This window comes from Actinomadura sp. 7K534, assembly GCF_004348575.1.
GTDB classification, from domain to species: domain Bacteria; phylum Actinomycetota; class Actinomycetes; order Streptosporangiales; family Streptosporangiaceae; genus Spirillospora; species Spirillospora livida.
In genome coordinates, this window is sequence record NZ_SMKB01000016.1 from 1 (window position 1) to 17,733 (window position 17,733).

Annotated in this window: 14 protein-coding genes; 5 read left to right on the plus strand and 9 right to left on the minus strand. The window is 75.5% G+C overall.

Annotation, left to right across the window (positions count from 1 at the left end; translation table 11 throughout):
• Nucleotides 1-19: 19 nt before the first annotated feature.
• From cutA to E1266_RS05705, 5 genes are all read right to left on the minus strand, one after another.
• A complete protein-coding gene (gene cutA, locus E1266_RS05685) occupies nucleotides 20-2,434 on the minus strand; it encodes an aerobic carbon-monoxide dehydrogenase large subunit (protein WP_132044452.1) in 2,415 nt (804 codons plus the stop codon).
• Nucleotides 2,435-2,923, minus strand: coding sequence for a (2Fe-2S)-binding protein (locus tag E1266_RS05690; RefSeq protein ID WP_132044454.1), 489 nt, complete (start codon nucleotides 2,921-2,923; stop codon nucleotides 2,435-2,437).
• Nucleotides 2,923-3,786: an FAD binding domain-containing protein gene (locus E1266_RS05695; protein WP_132044456.1), complete on the minus strand. Its 864-nt coding sequence runs from the start codon at nucleotides 3,784-3,786 to the stop codon at nucleotides 2,923-2,925. The genes E1266_RS05690 and E1266_RS05695 overlap by 1 nt, the downstream gene beginning before the upstream one ends.
• 11 nt (nucleotides 3,787-3,797) lie before the next feature.
• A complete protein-coding gene (locus E1266_RS05700) occupies nucleotides 3,798-5,318 on the minus strand; it encodes a solute carrier family 23 protein (protein WP_132044458.1) in 1,521 nt (506 codons plus the stop codon).
• Between the two features lie 183 nt (nucleotides 5,319-5,501).
• Complete coding sequence (locus tag E1266_RS05705) at nucleotides 5,502-7,268, minus strand: PucR family transcriptional regulator (protein ID WP_132044460.1); 1,767 nt, start codon at nucleotides 7,266-7,268, stop codon at nucleotides 5,502-5,504.
• Between the two features lie 212 nt (nucleotides 7,269-7,480).
• Here E1266_RS05705 and E1266_RS39250 point away from each other — a divergent pair, with 212 nt between their 5' ends.
• The 5 genes from E1266_RS39250 (at nucleotide 7,481) to E1266_RS05730 (ending at nucleotide 13,851) form a co-directional block, all read left to right on the plus strand.
• Entirely contained in the window at nucleotides 7,481-8,599 is a 1,119-nt protein-coding gene (locus E1266_RS39250; protein WP_243718244.1) for a DUF2877 domain-containing protein, read from the plus strand.
• A 106-nt stretch (nucleotides 8,600-8,705) separates the two neighbouring features.
• Nucleotides 8,706-10,172, plus strand: coding sequence for an FdrA family protein (locus E1266_RS05715; protein WP_207945443.1), 1,467 nt, complete (start codon nucleotides 8,706-8,708; stop codon nucleotides 10,170-10,172).
• The gene (locus E1266_RS05720) at nucleotides 10,169-11,581 is read left to right on the plus strand and encodes a DUF1116 domain-containing protein (protein ID WP_132044462.1); all 1,413 of its coding nucleotides are present in this window, start codon (nucleotides 10,169-10,171) and stop codon (nucleotides 11,579-11,581) included. The genes E1266_RS05715 and E1266_RS05720 overlap by 4 nt, the downstream gene beginning before the upstream one ends.
• 29 nt (nucleotides 11,582-11,610) lie before the next feature.
• A complete protein-coding gene (locus E1266_RS05725) occupies nucleotides 11,611-12,549 on the plus strand; it encodes an aldose 1-epimerase family protein (protein ID WP_243718245.1) in 939 nt (312 codons plus the stop codon).
• Between the two features lie 84 nt (nucleotides 12,550-12,633).
• Nucleotides 12,634-13,851, plus strand: a complete 1,218-nt coding sequence (locus E1266_RS05730; RefSeq protein WP_243718247.1) for an aldolase — start codon at nucleotides 12,634-12,636, stop codon at nucleotides 13,849-13,851.
• A gap of 14 nt (nucleotides 13,852-13,865) precedes the next feature.
• Here the strand turns inward: E1266_RS05730 and E1266_RS05735 are convergent, their stop codons facing one another.
• Genes E1266_RS05735 through E1266_RS05750 form a run of 4 tightly spaced genes read right to left on the minus strand, consistent with a single transcriptional unit; the run spans nucleotide 13,866 to nucleotide 17,659 of the window.
• Complete coding sequence (locus tag E1266_RS05735) at nucleotides 13,866-14,492, minus strand: nucleotidyltransferase family protein (RefSeq protein ID WP_132044464.1); 627 nt, start codon at nucleotides 14,490-14,492, stop codon at nucleotides 13,866-13,868.
• Nucleotides 14,493-14,510: 18 nt separating this feature from the next.
• The gene (locus E1266_RS05740) at nucleotides 14,511-15,635 is read right to left on the minus strand and encodes an XdhC family protein (RefSeq protein WP_132044466.1); all 1,125 of its coding nucleotides are present in this window, start codon (nucleotides 15,633-15,635) and stop codon (nucleotides 14,511-14,513) included.
• Nucleotides 15,628-16,770, minus strand: a complete 1,143-nt coding sequence (locus E1266_RS05745) for a VWA domain-containing protein (protein ID WP_243718248.1) — start codon at nucleotides 16,768-16,770, stop codon at nucleotides 15,628-15,630. The genes E1266_RS05740 and E1266_RS05745 overlap by 8 nt, the downstream gene beginning before the upstream one ends.
• Nucleotides 16,771-16,774: 4 nt before the next feature.
• Nucleotides 16,775-17,659 (minus strand): MoxR family ATPase, encoded by an 885-nt coding sequence (locus E1266_RS05750; protein ID WP_132044468.1) that lies wholly within the window; start codon nucleotides 17,657-17,659, stop codon nucleotides 16,775-16,777.
• Nucleotides 17,660-17,733: the final 74 nt, after the last annotated feature.

Consider the following 17,733-nt stretch of genomic DNA (forward strand, 5'->3'; position numbering starts at 1 on the left):
GCATCACCCCCCGCCCGCGTCACCCGGTCCGGACGTCCTCCCCGACGCGCAGCGACGGATCGGCGGCGGCGCGCAGCCGGAGCGTGTAGAGCTCGTCCGGCGAGATCGGCATCGTGTCCACCCGGACGCCCTCCGCGTCCTCGATCGCCGAGGCGACCACCGCCGACACCGGGATCACGCCCGCCTCCCCCGCGCCCTTGATGCCCAGCGGGTTCAGCGGCGACGGCGTCTCCAGATGGTCGGTCTCGATGCGGGGGATCTCCGTCGCGTACGGCATGAGGAAGTCCATGAACGAGGCGTTCAGCAGCTGGCCCGACTCGTCGTAGACCATCCGCTCGTACAGCGCCCCGCCGATGCCCTGCGCGACGCCGCCGTGGATCTGCCCCTCGACCACCATCGGGTTGATGAGCCGCCCGCAGTCGTGGACGACCGCGTACCGCAGAATGCCGACCTCCGCCGTGTCGGGATCGACCTCCACGATCGCGGCGTGCGCCCCGGCCGCGAACGTGGAGCGGACCGGCGAGTAGTAGTCGCGCCCCTCCAGGCCGGGCTCGTCCCCCTCCGCGACGGGCGGCTCGGTCGCCGGGCGGCCGACCGCGAACTGCGTCGCCGCCGCGGCCTCCTCGTCGAACGCGTACCGCAGCGGGTTCGACAGCACCGCGACCGTCCGCAGCGGGACCGCGGCCGACGGGTCGCCGCGCACGTGGACGACGCCGTCGGTGATGTCGAGGTCCCCGGGGTCGGCCTCCAGCGCCTCGCCGGCGATGCGCAGCGCCTTGGCCCGCACCTTCCGGGCGGCGAGCGCGATCGCGTTGCCGCTCATCACGGCCGCGCGGGACGCGAACGTCCCGACCGCGTACCCGAACCGGCGGGTGTCGCCCGTCGTGACCCGCACGTCGTCGATCGGGACGCCGAGCTCCGACGCGGCGATCTGCGCGAAGACGGTCTCGTGGCTCTGCCCCTGCGAGGTCAGGCCGGTGGAGACGTGCACCCGCCCGGCCGTGTCGATCTCGACGTGCCCGCCCTCGTACGGGCCGACGCCGGTCCCCTCGACGTAGATGCCGAGGCCGATGCCGACGCGGCGGCCCTCGGCCTCGGCGGCGGCGCGGTCGGCCTCGAACCCGTCCCAGCCGATCAGCTCCCGGGCCTTGCGGAGCAGCTCCGGGTAGTCGCCCGAGTCGTAGATGAGGGGGCGGCCGTCCTGGAACGTCAGGCCCTGGTCGTAGGGGAACTCGTCGGGCTGGATGAGGTTCGCCTCCCGGACCCGGGCGCGGTCGCGGCCGAGGTGGCGGGCGACGCGGTCCATCGTCCGCTCCATGCAGAACACGCCCTGCGGACGGCCCGCGCCCCGGTACGGCGTGACGATCAGCGTGTTGGTGTAGAGGCTGACGACCTCCGCCCGGTACGCGCCGATCCTGTACGGGCCGAGCAGCTGGGTGGACGTGATGATCGGGATGATGATCCCGTACGGGGTGTAGGCGCCGTGGTCGTGCCGGATCCGCACGTCCAGGCCGAGGATGCGGCCCTCGTCGTCGAACCCGACCCGCACGTCCTGGAGCTGGCCGCGCTCGTGGGCGGCGGCGACGAAGTGCTCGCGGCGGTCCTCGGTCCACTTGACCTCGCGGTCCAGCAGCCGCGCCGCCCACGGGACCAGGATCTCCTCCGGCCACGGGTGGACGATCTTGACGCCGAACCCGCCGCCGACGTCCGGCGCGACCACCTCGACCTTGCCGTTCGGGAGCCCGAGCCGCGCGGCGATCGCGGCGCGCACGCTGGTGGACGCCTGCGTGGACGAGTACACGCGCAGCGACCCGTCGTCGGCGTCCCACCGCGCGTACACGCCGCGCCCTTCCAGGGGCATGGACGCGCTGCGCTCGATGGCGAGGCTGAACTCCAGCACATGGGGGGCGGCGTCGATCGCGGCGGCCGCGTCCCCGTTCTCCTGGACCAGGACCGCCCCGACGTTCCCCGGCACGTCGTCGTGGACGAGCCGGTCCGCCCGCGAAGCCGCCTCGATGCCGACGACGGCGGGGAGCGGCTCGTACTCCACGCGGATGCGCTCGGCGGCGTCCTCGGCCAGGTACCGGTCCCGGGCGACGACCATCGCGACCGGCTCGCCGACGTGCCGGACGACGTCGCGCGCCAGCGGGTAGCCGGTGCGGCCATGCGTCAGGGACGGGTGCGGGATCAGCAGCGGCAGCGGCTCCCCGACCCGGCCCGGCAGGTCCTCCCAGGTGTAGACGGCGACGAGGCCGTCGACGTCGAGCGCCTCCGACACGTCGATGTCGGCGATCCGGGCGTGCGCGTGCGGGGACCGGACGAACGCCGCCGCGAGCGCGCCGGGGCCGAGGTCGTCCAGGTAGCGCCCCTGGCCGGTGGTGAGCCTGCCGTCCTCGCGGCGCTCGACCGGCTCCCCGAAGAATCGCGTCGCCACTCAGCCCTCCCCCTCCTGCAGCAGTTCGGCGGCGCGGTGCACCGATTTGACGATGTTCTGGTAGCCGGTGCAGCGGCAGAGGTTCCCGGAGATCCCCTCAAGGACCTGGTCGTCCGTCGGGCGCGGCGTCTCCCGCAGCAGCGCGGTGACGGTGCACAGGAACCCGGGCGTGCAGAATCCGCACTGCAGGCCGTGGCATTCGCGGAAGGCCCGCTGCACCGCCGAGGGGGTGCCGTCCTCCGCGGCGAGGCCCTCCACGGTCGTGATCTCGTGCCCGGCGGCGGTGACGGCGAACATCAGGCACGACCGCACCGGCTCCCCGTCCAGCAGGACGGTGCAGCAGCCGCACACGCCGTGCTCGCAGCCGACGTGCGTGCCGGTGAGCCCGAGGTCGTGCCGGAGCAGGTCCGAGAGCAGCCGCCTGGCCGGGACGCTCGCCGCGCGCGGGGTCCCGTTGACGGTCAGCGCGACCTCGAAGCACTCCTCCATCAGTCTCCCGCCCTCCGCAGCGCCTCGGCCGCCGCGATGCTCAGGGTGCGCTCGGTGAGCACACCGGCCAGATGGCGCCGGTACTCGGCGCCCGCGTGGATGTCGGGCTCGGGATCCATGCTGTCGCGCGCGTGCGCGGCGGCCGCCGCCCAGTCGCCCGCCGGCCCCGCGGCGCCGGCCAGGTCGAGGACGAGCGGCACCCCGCAGACGCCGAGGTACCCGGCGCGGGCGGCCGACACCCGCAGGTCCTCGTCCAGGGTGACGACGGCGGCGACCCCGGCGAGCGCGTAGTCGCCGTGCCGCCGCGCCGTCTCGGCGAACGCGGTGCCGGTGCGCGGCGGCGCGGCCGGGAAGAACGCCGACACGGCCAGCTCGCCCGGTTCGAGCGCCGGCTCCAGCGGGCCCCGGAAGAACTCGGCGGCCGGGATCGTCCGGCGGCCCCGCGCGGACGCCGCCTCCACCGTCCCGCCGAGGACCGCCAGCACGGCGGGCATCTCCCCGGCGGGATCGGCGTGCGCGAGGCTCCCGACGACCGTGCCCCGGTTCCGGATGACGGGGTGCGCCACATGCCGGAGCGCCCGCCCGAGCAGCGGCTGGATCGCCGCGGCCTCCGGCGAGCGCTCCACCCGGGCGTGCCGGGCGAGCGCGCCGACCCGCACCCCCTCGTCGCCCGCGTGGACGGTGTCGAGCCCGGCCACGCGGTTGATGTCGACGAGGTGGGACGGGGCGGCGAGCCGCATGTTGAGCAGCGGGATGAGGCTCTGGCCCCCGGCGAGCACCTTGCCCGACGGTACGGCGGCGAGCGCGTCCAGCGCCTCGTCGAGCGTGCGCGGGGCGCGGTATCCGAACGGGGGTGGTTTCACCGGCCGCCTCCTCAGCCCGGCCCGGTGCCGGGGTCGTCCTTCGGTCCGCTCGACTCGCCCTTGCCGGACCCGCTCTCGCCGGACCCGGTCTCGCCGGGCCCGTCCGCGCGGCGCACCGGCCCGCCGATCTCCTCGCCCGGGGCGATGATCCCGGCGCCCGAGGCGTCCGGCCGGCGCAGCGCGTTGAGGACGTGGTACCCGAGCAGCACGGCGATGGTGCCGAACGCGATGCCCTGCAGCGGGAAGTCGTCGGTGACCTTCAGGGTCACGTCCCCGATCGCCAGGATCACGCCGGCCGCCACCGGGACGAGGTTGACCGGGTCGGCGAAGTCCACCCGGTTCTCGACCCAGATCTTCGCACCGAGCAGGCCGATCATCCCGTAGAGGACGACGGTGATGCCGCCGAGCACGCCGCCCGGCGTGGCGGCGATCAGCGCGCCGAACTTGGGGCACAGCCCGAACAGGATCGCCACGGCCGCGGCGACGTAGTACGCGGCGGTCGAGTAGATCCGCGTCGCGGCCATGACGCCGATGTTCTCGGCGTAGGTGGTGGTGGGCGCGCCGCCGACCGCGCTGGCGAGGGCGGTGCCGACGCCGTCCGCGCCGATCGCCCGGCCGAGGACGGGGTCGAGGTCCTCCCGGGTCATCGCGGCGACGGCCTTGACGTGCCCGGTGTTCTCCGCGAGCAGCGCGATGACCGCCGGCAGCGCCAGCAGGATCGCCGAGGTCTTGAAGTCGGGGCCGTGCATGCTCGGCAGCCCGAACCAGTCGGCCGCGCTCACGCCGCCGAAGTCCACCCGGTCGTGGGGGAAGGCGGTCGCGACGCAGTACGGCCCCTCGGCCGTGCACGGCTGGCCGTTGGCGTCCAGCAGGTTCTGGCCCGGCAGAACGGAGGTGATCTGGCCGACGGTCTTGTCGAGGATCCACGACAGGGCGTACCCGAAGACCAGCGCCAGCAGGATCGTGATGCGTCCCCAGAACCCGCGCAGCAGCACCGCGCACAGGACGGCGAAGCCCAGCGTCGCCAGCCCGACCCACTGGTCCTGCGGCCAGTAGACGTTGGCGACCACCGGGGCCAGGTTGAACCCGATGAGCATGACCACGGCCCCGGTGACCACGGGCGGGAAGACCTTGTGGATGACTTCGCCGCCCACGAAATGGATCAGTAGGCCGATCAGCGCGAGGACGAGCCCCGCGACCAGGATCGCGCCGGTCACCGTGGCGGTGTCGCCGCCCGCCGCGCGGATCGCCGCGACCGCGCCGACGAACGACGCGCTCGTGCCGAGGTAGCTCGGCACCCGGCCGCCGACGATGAGCAGGAACAGGATCGTCGCGACCCCGGACATCATGATCGCGAGGTTCGGGTCCAGGCCCATCACCACGGGGAACACGAACGTCGCGCCGAACATCGCCACGACGTGCTGCGCGCCGATCCCGGCGGTGCGCGGCCACGACAGGCGCTCGTCCGGTCTGACGACCTCCCCTGGCGGCGGTGTTCGTCCGTCGCCGTGCAGCTTCCAGCCGATCGCCATCGGGCCCCTCCCTGCTCAACCGTCCGCGCTCAACCGTCCGCGGTATGCGGGCAAGGTAGATCTACCCTGGTGGGCGGGCATCGGCGACTATTGCCAAAGCCCGCGCCCCCGATTGGGAGGAGCGGCCGGTGCAATCGGCCGCACGGCGCGCCTGGCGGACGCGCCGGTGTGGGCGTACTACCGTCAGATACCTCGCATGCGCAGAACGTGAAGAGCGAGGGTGAGGTTGAGCCGCAGATGCGCGTCCTCGGTGAACGCGCCGAGCATCCGTTCCAGCTTCCCGATGCGGTAGCGCAGCGTGTTGTAGTGGAAATGGAGCCGCCGCGCGGTCTCGGCGACGTTGAGGTTGGTCTCCAGCAGCACCTGGAGGGTGCGGCGCAGGTCGACCAGTTCCGGCTCGTCGTCCGCGGCCAGGTCGCCCAGCGTCTCCCGGACGAACGCGTGCAGCTCCTCCGGGTCGGACACGAGGCTCAGCAGCCGGTACACGCCGAGCTGGTCGAAGTGCGCCCGCGCGCCCGCGCCGTTGAGCTGCCGGCCGACCCGGACGGCCTTGACCGCCTGCTCGTACGCCTCGGGCAGCGCCGCCGGGGACGACACCGTCCGGCTGATGCCGGTCGAGAACGTGCGCCGCACCGGCAGGTGCTCCGCGAAGATCGACGACGCCTCCTTGACCATCGCCTGGACGGGCCCGGCCGTCAGTTCGGCGGAGTCGAAGCCGTCCGCGCCGACGACCGCGACGACCTCGTGCGCGAAGCTCGCGACGGCCGCGCCCCGGTCGTGCCGCCGGACGGCCGTCGTCCACGCGGCGGCGAGGCGCTCCTGCGCGGTGCGCTCCTCGGCGCCGCGGCCGCGGTTCCCGCCGTCGGCGTCGGCCCCCTTGCCGCGGCCCTTGCCGTCGGCGTCGGCGCCCGCGGCCGGCGCGCCGCGCGGGCGGCCGTCGAGCTCGGCGACGACGACCATCACCGGGCGGTCCAGGTTCCAGCCGAACCCGTCGCAGTGCGCGATGACCCGGCCGTCGTCGCCGGCGCGGCCCGCGAGGATGTCGCGCAGGAAGTCGGCCCGGTACTTGCTCTCGACGGCGGCGACGGCCTGCTGCTTGGTCACCACCAGCGCGGCGACGGTCGCGGCGCGCTCCAGGATGCCGAGGTCGGTGCCGCGCAGCGTGCCGGCCGGGCTGAACGCGACGATCCGGCCGTGGTCGAAGCCGCCCGCCATCACGGGCACGACCAGGTGGTCGCCGGTGCCGTGCGCGCCGATGATGCCGCAGCCGCCGCGCCCGCACGCCGCGTGCCGGCCCGCGTCGAACGCGCGCATCGCCTGGACGTGCTTGTCCGGCCCGGCGCCGGCGAGGACGCGCTGCTCGCCGTCCAGGACGACGACCGCCACGTCGAGGAGGGTCGCGACCTCGTCCACGACCTCCTGGAGGCCGCCGCCGCACAGCACGATCTGGACGAGCGCCCGGTGCACCTCCTCGGTGCGCGCGAGCACGGCCGCCTGCCGGTTCAGGATGTCGGTCAGGACCTGGTTCAGGATGTCGTCGAAGCCGACGTCGTTCGGGAGCAGGATCAGGGGGAAGCCGCGCCGGTCCGCCTGCGCGATCATCTCGGCGGGCAGCGAGTCGAGGTAGCGGCCCAGCTTGATCGCCAGTGCCGCGAGGCCGCGCTCGTCGAGGTCGGCGACCAGGTTGTCGAGCGACTGGGGCGTGTTGCGCAGCGGGTAGCCGGTGGTGAGGAGCAGCTCGTTGGGTTTGACCCACGACAGGATGTCGGGGACCTCCATCACATTGAGCCGCTGGACGATGCGGTCGAGTCCGGTCCGTCCCGCGATGAGGCGGGCGCCGTTGAGGGTGCTGACGCCGAGGACCTCGCCGACCGACAGGCCATAGGTCAGTGTTCCGGTGCTCGCGAGCCTGAGGGCCGGTGGGCCCGGGTCCGCGCTGGTGTAACTCATGCCAGGGGTCACCTCGCCTTTTGGTGCGTACATCGCCCGTTACGGCGTGATCGCTACCTGTTCCTGATCAACAGTGACAACAAAGACGAACGATGACAACCATCCTTGGCAGCTTTCCCCATACGTCCGCCGCGGGGGCCGTTCTACGGTCTCCGCAGAGGCCGGTCCGCCCGCGTGCCGGACGGCCACCGTCACCGGCCTCGGGAGGATCCGTGACTGCCCTCGTCCGCGACCCGATCCCGCTCCCGGCACGGCCGGGCGGACGGCCGCCCGCCGCCGGCGCGGCGAGCCTCGCGCTGCGGCCGCTGCTGGACCCGCCGCGCCGCCCGGCGCGGGTCATCGCCGTGTTCCCCTCGGCGCTGTACCTGGAGATGCGGGGCGGCCCCGAGCCGCGCGTGCTCGCCGTCGTCACCTCCGACGCGCACCGGCTGCCGAACGCCGTGGTGCTCGTCGCGACGCGCCGCGAGCACCCGTTCCGCGCCGTCCGCGAGGGCGGCGACGCGCTCGTCGGCGACGGCCGGGTGGAGGCCGACGGGCTGCGGGTGCGCGTCCGCCGCTGGTGGGACCCGTCGCCCGCGCTCGGCACGCTGCAGCCCGCCGCGCTCGCCGCCGGCGTCCGGTCCCTGGAGGCCGCTCTGGAGGCCGCGCTGGACGGTGCCGGGATGGCAGGCGGCGGCCTCGCCGGCCACCCGGACCCGGTGGAGCTCGCCGCGGCCTGCGCCGCCGGCGACCTCGCGGGCGCCGTGGAGGCCGCCGAGCGGATCGTCGGCCTCGGCCCCGGACTCACGCCGAGCGGGGACGACATCCTGTGCGGCCTGCTCGTGTCGCTGCGACTGGTCGGCGGCGCGGTCCGGCACGGCCGCCCGGTCCACCTGCGTGGAACCGACGCCCAGGCTCACTCCGCTCATCAGGCGGTGCCTCTGCGGGGGGACGACCCCCCGCACCCCCCGGTTCGCTCCGCTCATGACGCGGTCCCCCTGCGGGGGGGCGACCCCCCGCACCCCCCGGTTCGCTCCGCTCATGAGGCGGTGCGGCTGGCCGACTGGCTGGGCGCCGCCGTCACCGCCGACGCCGGCACCCGGACGACCGCGCTGGCCGCGACGCTGCTGCACTGCGCCACGGCGGGCGGCGCGGGCGCCGAGGTCGCCGCCGTCCTGCGCTGCGTCGCCGGCCATGAGCCGCCCGACACGGCGGTCCGCCGCCTCCTCGCGGTCGGCCACACCTCGGGCACCGACCTCGCGCAGGGCGTCCTCGCCGGCTGCCGCGCCGTCCTCGCGCTGACCGCGCACGCCTCCCGCGCCGGCCGCCCCGCCCCGAGGGTGTCCGCATGAGCGGCCCGGAGCACGGAGCGGGCGAGCAGGGCGACGAGAAGGGGCGGCGCCGGAAAGCGCCCCCGAGGCTCGCGGGAGGCACCGGACGGTCCGCGGGAGGCGCCACGTGAGGGACTGGGTCGAGGTGCGGCGGGGGGCCTACCACGATTCGGTGACGCTCATGCGGGTGAGCCGGTCGCTGTCGGAGCGGCCGGGGGTCGCCGGGGCGATGGTCGCGATGGGCACCGAACTCAACCGCGAGATCGTCGAGGGCATGGGCTTCGAGGTGCCGGCGGACGCGGGAGCGGACGACCTGGTCGTCGCGATCCGGGTGGCCGACGCGGCCGGCGGCGGAGAACTCGACGCGGCGCGCGAGGCGCTGGACGGGCTGCTCCGCGACGCGTCCCGTCCCCCGGCCGGGGCCGGGCTGCTGGGCGCCCCGGTACCGGCCCGGACGACGGGCTCCGCGGCGGCGCGGGCCGACGCGACCGTGGCGCTGCTGTCGGTGCCGGGCCCGCACGTGTTCCCGGAGGCGATGGACGCCCTGGACGCCGGCCTCAACGTGATGATCTTCAGTGACAACGTGCCGCTCGACCAGGAGATCGCGCTGAAGGAGGCGGCGGCACGCCGCGGCCTGATCGTGATGGGCCCGGACTGCGGCACCGCGGTGATCGGCGGCGCGGGCCTGGGGTTCGCGAACGCGGTCCGCCCGGGGCCGGTCGGGATCGTCGCGGCGTCCGGGACGGGCGCGCAGCAGCTGATGTGCCTGCTGGACGCGGCCGGCGTGGGCGTCGACCATGTGCTGGGCGTCGGCGGGCGCGACCTGTCGCCGGAGGTGAGCGGCCGCTCGGCGCTGTCCGCGCTGGCGGCGCTGGACGCCGACCCGGGCACCGAGCTGATCGTGCTGGTGTCCAAGCCGCCCGCACCGCAGGTGGCGGACCTGATCCGGGAGGCGGCGCGGCGGCTCGACACCCCGGTCGTCTTCGCGCTGCCGATGCCCGGCGAGGACGACATCACGCAGGCGGCGGAGAAGGCGCTGCGGGCGCTCGGCCGGCCGGTCCCGCGGTGGCCGCGGTGGGCGGCCGAGCGGCGTCCGGAGCCGGGGAGCGGCCGGACGCTGCGCGGGCTGTTCGCCGGCGGGACGCTCCGCGACGAGGCGGAGATGATCGCGCGGGGCGCGCTGGGCTGGGACCTGGAAGCGCGGGACGCGGAGGCACCCGGCCACCGGTTCACCGACTTCGGCGACGACGCCTACACGCGCGGCCGCGCGCACCCGATGATCGACCCGACGCTGCGGCTGGAGGCGGTGCGGGAGGCGGCGTCCGACCCGGGGGTCGGCGTCCTGCTGCTGGACGTGGTGCTCGGGTACGGGGCCGAGCCGGACCCGGCGGCGTCGCTGGCCCCGGCCATCGCCGAGGCGGTGAAGGACCGCCCCGACCTGGCCGTCGCCGTGTCGCTGTGCGGGACGCCCGCGGACCCGCAGGGCCGCGACCGGCAGGCGGCGGCCCTGCGCGGGGCGGGCGCGGACGTGTTCGCGTCCAACGCCGAGGCGACCCGGCACGCCCTCGCGACGGTGGAAGGGATGCCCGGATGAACGACCAGCGGCACCGGCTGGGCGGCCTGCTCACACGGGAGACCAGGGTCGTCGCCGCCGGGGTGGAGGTCCTCGCCGGGGCGCTCGCCGAGCAGGCGGTGCCGGTGGAGGCGGTCGACTGGAGGCCGCCGCCCGCCGGGACGGAGCAGGCGCTCGCGGCGGTGCTCGGCGACCCCGGCCACGCGGACGCCAACGCCCGCGCCGTGCGGCGCATGGTGACGGCCCGTCCGCACCTCGTGGACGTCCGCCCGGCGCGGGAGGTCCTCGGCCTGGACGCCGGCACGTTCCTGCACGCGGGCCCGCCGCTGGAGTGGGAGCGGGCGTCCGGGCCGATGCGCGGCGCGCTGATGGGCGCGATGCTGCTGGAGGGCCTGGCCGCCACACCCGAGGAGGCGGAGCGCGAGCTGGCGCGCGGGGCGGCGGCGCTCGAACCGTGCCACCACCACGCCGCGGTCGGGCCGATGGCCGGGGTCGTCAGCCCGTCCATGTGGATGTGGGTCGTGGAGGACGCCGAGCACGGCGGCAGGTCGTACTGCTCCCTCAACGAGGGCCTAGGGAAGGTCCTGCGGTACGGGGCGTACGGGCCGGAGGTCATCGAGCGGCTGAGGTGGATGGGCGAGTTCCTCGGCCCCGCGCTCCGGGCCGCCGTCCGCCGGCACGGCCCCCTCGACCTGATGGCGCTCATCGCGCAGGCGGTCCAGATGGGCGACGAGCTGCACAACCGGAACCGGGCGGCGACGTCGCTGCTGCTCCGCGAGCTGGCGCCCGACCTCGCCGCCGCCGAGGAGGTGCCGCGCGACCTGGCTGCGGAGGCCCTTCGGTTCGCGGCTGGCAACGAGCACTTCTTCCTGAACCCGGGCATGGCCGCGGCGAAGGCGTGCGCCGACGCGGCCCGCGGCGTCGCCGGGTCCAGCCTGGTCGTGGCGATGGCCCGCAACGGCACCGAGTTCGGCATCCAGGTGTCCGGCACGGGCGACCGCTGGTTCACCGGCCCGGCGGGCGTGCCCGACGGCCTCTACCTGGGCGGCTACGGCCCGGACGACGCCAACCCCGACATCGGCGACTCGGCGATCACCGAGACGGCCGGGATGGGCGGGTTCGCGCTCGCCGCCGCGCCCGCGATCGTCCGCTTCGTCGGCGGCGAGGTGCCGGACGCGGTGGCCGCCACCCAGCGGATGTACGAGATCACGCTGACCGAGCACCCGGCGCTGCAGATCCCCCTGCTGTCGTTCCGCGGCACCCCGGCCGGGATCGACGTGACCCGCGTCGTCCGCACCGGGATCCTGCCGGTCATCGACACCGGGATCGCGGGCCGCGAGGCGGGCACCGGGCAGGTCGGCGCGGGCCTCGTCGAACCGCCGCCGGGCGTGTTCACCGACGCCCTGCACGCCCTCGCCGAGATCGCGTAGCGGCCGCGGCAGGGGGTAGCGTCCCCGGCATGAGCGAGTCGATCACCGGGGAGCGGATCATCGGAGAGCAGATCACCGGGGAGCAGTACGCCCTCAGCGCCGGGCCGTACCAGGCGGTCGTCACCGAGTCGGGCGCCGGCCTGCGCGAGCTGACCCACGACGGCCGGCCGCTGGTCCTGTCGTACGGCGCCGACGAGCCCGCCCCGGCGGCGTTCGGGCACCTGCTGCTCCCGTGGCCGAACCGCGTCGACCGCGGCCGCTACGACTACGGCGGCGTCCCGCACCAGCTCGACATCTCCGAGCCCGGCCGCGACTGCGCGATCCACGGGCTGGTCCGCTGGGCCTCCTGGCGGGCCGCCGAGCACGAGCCGGACCGGGTGCGGCTGACGCACCGCCTGCTCGCGACGGCCGGATACCCGTTCCGCCTCGACCTGGAGGCCGAGTACACCCTGGACGCCGGCGACGGCCTGCGCGTCCGCGTCACCGCCCGCAACGCCGGGACGGCGACCGCCCCGTACGGGCACGGCGCGCACCCCTACCTCACGGTCGGCGAGCCCATCGACGCCTGCGAGGTGACCCTCGGCGCCGACCGCTACATCCCGGTGGACGAGCGGATGATCCCGTCCGGGCCGTCCCTGGACGTCACCGGCACCCGGTACGACCTGCGCACGGGCGCGGTCTTCGGCGACCGGGTGATCGACAACGCGTTCGCCGACCTCAACCGCGACGGCGACGGCCGCGTGCGGGTGACCCTGTCCGGCGGCGGCCGCGCGGTGCGGCTCTGGGCGGACGAGGCGTACCCCTGGATGATGATCTACACCGCCGACAACGCCCCCGCCCCTCGTGCGGGCCTCGGCGTCGAGCCCATGACGTGCCCGCCGAACGCCTTCGCCTCCGGCGAGGGCGTCATCGACCTGGCCCCCGGCGCCGAGCACACCGGCATGTACGGCATCCAGGCGGTGTCCTGACCCGGTCCCCTTTCCGCTCCGAAGGGGGACAATTCCCCGGCAAGCCGGTTTCCCAGCAGGTGGGGGTTGCGGGATCATGGCGGGGTGGTGAATCTCAGCGTCTCCTCGTTCGACGACCTGTCCGCGCGCATCGCCGCCGTCCGCGACGAGCACCGCGAGCGCCACCCCGGCGGCGCCGACGGGCGGCAGCCGGTGCACACGGTGTACGTGCCGGCCGACCGGTTCTCCCGCTCGACCCCGGCCGACTTCGGCGCGGAGGCCCTGCGGCTGCTGAACACGCACACGCCGGGCGCCGGGTCGTTCGGCGCGGCGTTCGGGCTCGACCCCGAGATCGCGGGGCTCGTCCGGGAGCGGGTCGCGGCGAAGCTGTCCGCCGAGCCGGTCGAGGACGTGCGGATCGACTTCGAGGACGGCTACGGCGTGCGCCCCGACGCCGAGGAGGACGCGCACGTCGCGCAGGTCGTCGAGGCCGTCGCCGCCGCGTACCAGGTCAAGGGCCTCCCCCACTACTGGGGCGTGCGGGTCAAGTCGTTCGCCGACGGCGGGCACGAGCGCGCGATGCGCACGCTCGACGCGTTCCTCACCGCGCTGCGCGACCGGCTCGGGCGGCTGCCCGGCGGGTTCACCATCACGTTCCCGAAGGTCGTCGCGGCCGAGCACGTCGCGCTGTTCACCGAGTACCTGGAGCGGCTGGAGACCGCGCTCGGCCTGCCGGCCGGCATCCTGCGGTTCGAGGTGCAGGTCGAGACGCCCGAGTCGATCCTGGACGGCGAGGGCCGGACCGCGCTGCGCGCCATCGCGGCCGCCGCCGGGGGCCGGCTCACCGCCGCCCACTTCGGGGTGTTCGACTACACCGCCGCGATCGGGCTGCCGCCGCACGAGCAGCGCCTCGACCATCCCGCGTGCGACTTCGCCCGGCACGTCATGCAGGTGTCGTTCGCCGGCACCGGCGTGCGGCTGTCGGACGGCTCCACCAACGTCATCCCCCGCAACGACGGGCCCGACGAGGTCAACGCGGCGTGGGCCGCGCACGCCGCGCACGTCCGGCACTCGCTGCGGCACGGCTTCTACCAGGGCTGGGACCTGCACCCCGCGCACCTGCCGAGCCGGTACGCCGCCGTGTACGCGTTCCACCTGAGCGGCGTCGACGACGTCATCGGGCGGGTCCGGGCGTGGCACGAGCAGGTCGCCGGCGACGCGGGCGTCCTGGACGAGCCCGCCACCATCAAGGCGCTCACCGCCCGCCTCCGCCGCGCCGTCGACTGCGGCGCCCTCGACGAGAGCGTCCTGCCCGCCACCTAGCCCCTACCGGGCCCCTACCGGCCGTCCCCGCCGGGCCCTCCGGCGCGGCGGTCCAGCGCCGCCCGCTCGACCGTGCGCAGGTCGTCGGGGGTGTCGATGTCGTCGGGGGCCGCGACGCCGTCGCAGGGGACGCGGGTGATCCGGTCGGGGTGGGCGCGCAGGTAGGCGCGGGCGCCCGTGTCGCCGACGGCGGCCTCGGCCACGGCGGCGAAGTGCCCGGCGCTCAGCAGCACGGGGTTGCGCGGCGCTCCCCCGTAGGTCGCGACGGCGATCTCGGCGCCGTCCTCGTAGGCGGCGATCAGCCGTGCCACCGCCGCGGAGGTGACGAGGGGCTGGTCGACCAGCGCGACGACCACCGCGGGGCAGCCGGGCGGCAGCGCGGCGAGCCCGGCGCGCAGCGACGAGCCCATGCCGTCCCGCCAGCCGGCGTTGGGCACCACGACGGCGCCGATCACCTCGACCGGCTCCGCCCCGGCGACCACCAGGACCGGGGAGCAGCCCCCGTCCCGCAGCATCCGCACGCCCCGGTCGACCAGGCGCTCCCCGGCCAGCTCCACCGTCGCCTTCGGACGCCCGAGCCGGCTTCCCTCACCCGCCGCGAGCAGCAGTCCCGCCGGCGGCTCCGCACCGTGCAACGTCATCCCGCGAGGGTAGTGCCGTCACGGCGCGTCGGCGTGGATCCGGCCCGTGGTGTCGGTGAGCGGCCGCCCGGAACCGCCCCAGCGGAGCTGCACGAGCTCGGCCGCGATCGACACCGCCGTCTCCTCCGGCGTGCGGGCGCCGAGGTCGAGGCCGATCGGGGAGCGCAGCCGGCCCAGCTCGGCCTCGGTCAGGCCCGCCTCGCGGAGCCTCGCGAGCCGGTCGTCGTGGGTGCGGCGCGACCCCATGGCGCCGACGTAGCCCGCGCCGGTGCGGAGCGCGACCTCCAGCAGCGGGACGTCGAACTTGGGGTCGTGGGTCAGGACGCAGATCGCCGTCCGCTCGTCGACGGCGGACGCCGTCTCCTCCAGGAACTTGTGCGGCCACTTCACCACGACCTCGTCGGCCTCCGGGAACCGCTTGGGCGTCGCGAACACCGGCCGCGCGTCGCACACCGTCACGTGGTAGCCGAGGAACTTGCCGATGCGGGCGACGGCGGCGGCGAAGTCGATCGCGCCGAACACCAGCAGAAGCGGCGGCGGGGCGAACGAGTGCACGAAGACGGTCAGGTCGTCCAGGCGCCGCTCCCCCTCCGCGCCGTAGTGCCGCTGGCCGGTGAGGCCCTGGGCGAGCATGCCGCGGGCGTCGTCGTCCACCGCGGCGTCGAGGCGCCCGGCGTGCGGGGCGCCCGGCGCGAGCGACCCGGAGGCGCGGTCGGCCCAGATGACGCGGCGCGCGCCGATGCGCCCCGGGCCGGCGACGACGGTGGCGACGGCCACGGGCTCGTGCCGCTCGATCGACGCGGTGACGTCCGCGAACTCGGGGAACGTGGCGGGGCCGACCGGCTCCACCAGGACGTCCAGGATCCCGCCGCAGGTCAGGCCGACGGAGAACGCGTCGTCGTCGCTCACCCCGTACCGCTGGACGACGGGCTCGCCGCTCTCCATCACCGACTGCGCCAGGTCGTACACGGCGCCCTCGACGCAGCCGCCGGACACGCTGCCCGCGACCTCCCCGCCCGGCGACACCGCCATCGCCGCGCCAGGCGGGCGCGGCGCGCTGCGGAAGGTGTTCACCACGGTCGCGAGGCCGAACGTCTCCCCGGACGCGTACCAGCCGGCGATGTCGCCGAGGACGTCACGCATGTGCCCTCCCCTTTCCGAGGTTCCCTGAGCCACGTCCGGCGCCGGCCACCAGGCGGGCCAGCGCTTCGAGCGCCGCGAGGCTGTGCCCGGACGTGAAGTCGTCGACGTGCGGGAGCGCCGCGGCCATCCCCGCGGTCAGCGGCTCGTACCCGGGACGCGCCTTGTGCGGGTTCGCCCACACCACCCGGTGCGCGAGCCGGTGCAGCCGCGCCATCTGCTCGCCGAGCAGCGCCGCGTCGCCGCGCTCCCAGCCGTCCGACGCGATCACGACGATCGAGCCGCGGGCCAGGCCGCGCTGCCCGAACCGGTCGAGGAACTCCTTCAGCTCCTCGCCGAGCCGGGTGCCGCCGCTCCAGTCGGGGATGGCCGCGGACGCCGCCGCCATCGCCGCGTCCGGGTCGCGGTGCCGCAGCTCGCGGGTGAGGCGGGTCAGCCGCGTCCCGGCGCTGAACACCTCGACGTCGCGCCCGCCGGAGCGGGCGGCGGCGTGCGCGAACCGCAGCAGCGCGTCGGCGTACGGGCTCATCGACCCGCTGACGTCCACGATCAGCACGACGCGGCGGGGGCGGGTGCGGTGCGTGCGGTGCCGCAGCAGCGCGGTCTCGCCGCCGCGCCGCAGCGTCTCCCGGACGGTCCGCGCCGGGTCGAGCCGCCCGGTCGCGGCGGCCGTGAACCGGCGGGACCGGCGCCGCTCGGCGCCCGCGTCCAGCATCGCGATCAGCCGGGCGACCTCGGCGCGCTCGGCGGCGCTGAGCCGCGCCACGTCCCGGTCGCGCAGCACCTCGACGGCGCTGGCGGTGACGGCCTTCATGTTCCCGGACTCCTCCGCGCCGTCCCCGGCGCCCGGGTCGGGGACCGTCACCCGGCGGACGACCACGGGCGGCGGCGGGCGGCGCCCCGGGCGGGCGGTCGCGCCGGAGAAGTACGCGGCGAAGCACCGGTCGTAGCGGGCGACGTCGTCGGGGTCGGCGCAGAGCGTCAGGCGGCCCGCCCAGTACACGTCGGACGGGTCGAGGACGTCGAGGTGGTCGAGGGCGGCGAGCATCGCCTGCATCCGCTCGGGGTCGGCGCTCCCGCCCGCCGCGCGCACCGTCCAGGCGAAGCCGACCATCGTCTCGGTGACGTCCCGCTCCACGCCCTCACCCACCGTTGAGCAGGGCCTCTAGTCCGCCGCCGAGGACGCGCTGCTGGTCCTCGCGGTACTTCAGGACGGCGCCGAGCGTCACCGCCGCCGTCCCCGGGTCCAGGTCGCGGACGCCGAGCGCGACGAGGGCCTCGGTCCAGTCGATGGTCTCGGCGACCCCGGGCGGCTTCAGCAGGTCGGTCTCGCGCATCCGCTGCGCGGCGCGGGCGACCTGCCCGGCGAGCCGCTCCGCCGCGCCGGGCAGCCGCCGCCGGATGATCGCCACCTCGCGGTCGAACGACGGGTGCTCCAGCCAGTGGTACAGGCAGCGCCGCTTCAGCGCGTCGTGGACTTCGCGGGTGCGGTTGGAGGTGACCACGACGACCGGCGGCCGCTCGGCCCGGATCGTGCCCAGTTCCGGGACGGTGATGGTGAAGTCGCTGAGGACCTCCAGGAGGAACGCCTCGAACTCGTCGTCGGCGCGGTCGAGCTCGTCCACCAGCAGGACGCTCGGCGAGGTCTCCAGGGCCTGGAGCAGCGGGCGGGCCACCAGGAACCGCCGGTCGTACAGCTCGCCCTCCAGCCGCGCCACGTCGCTGACGCCCGCCGCCTCGGCGGCGCGCAGGTGCAGGAGCTGGCGGGGGAAGTCCCAGTCGTAGAGGGCCTGGGAGGCGTCGAGGCCCTCGTAGCACTGCAGCCGGATCAGTGGCGCGCCGAGGCCCCGCGCGAGCGTTTTGGCGAGCTCGGTCTTGCCGACCCCGGCCTCGCCCTCCAGGAACAGCGGGCGGCCCATGCGCAGCGCGAGGAAGCACGCCGTCGCGAGCCCCTCGTCGCACAGGTAGGCGTGCCTGTCGAGCAGGCCCGCGAGGTCCGCGGGCGATCCGACCTGGTCCAGTGTCATCGGTGCCGTCTCCCCCACGGCTTTCAGGCTACTCAGCCCGAGGCGCAAGTCACATGGTCCGGACCCTTGCGTTT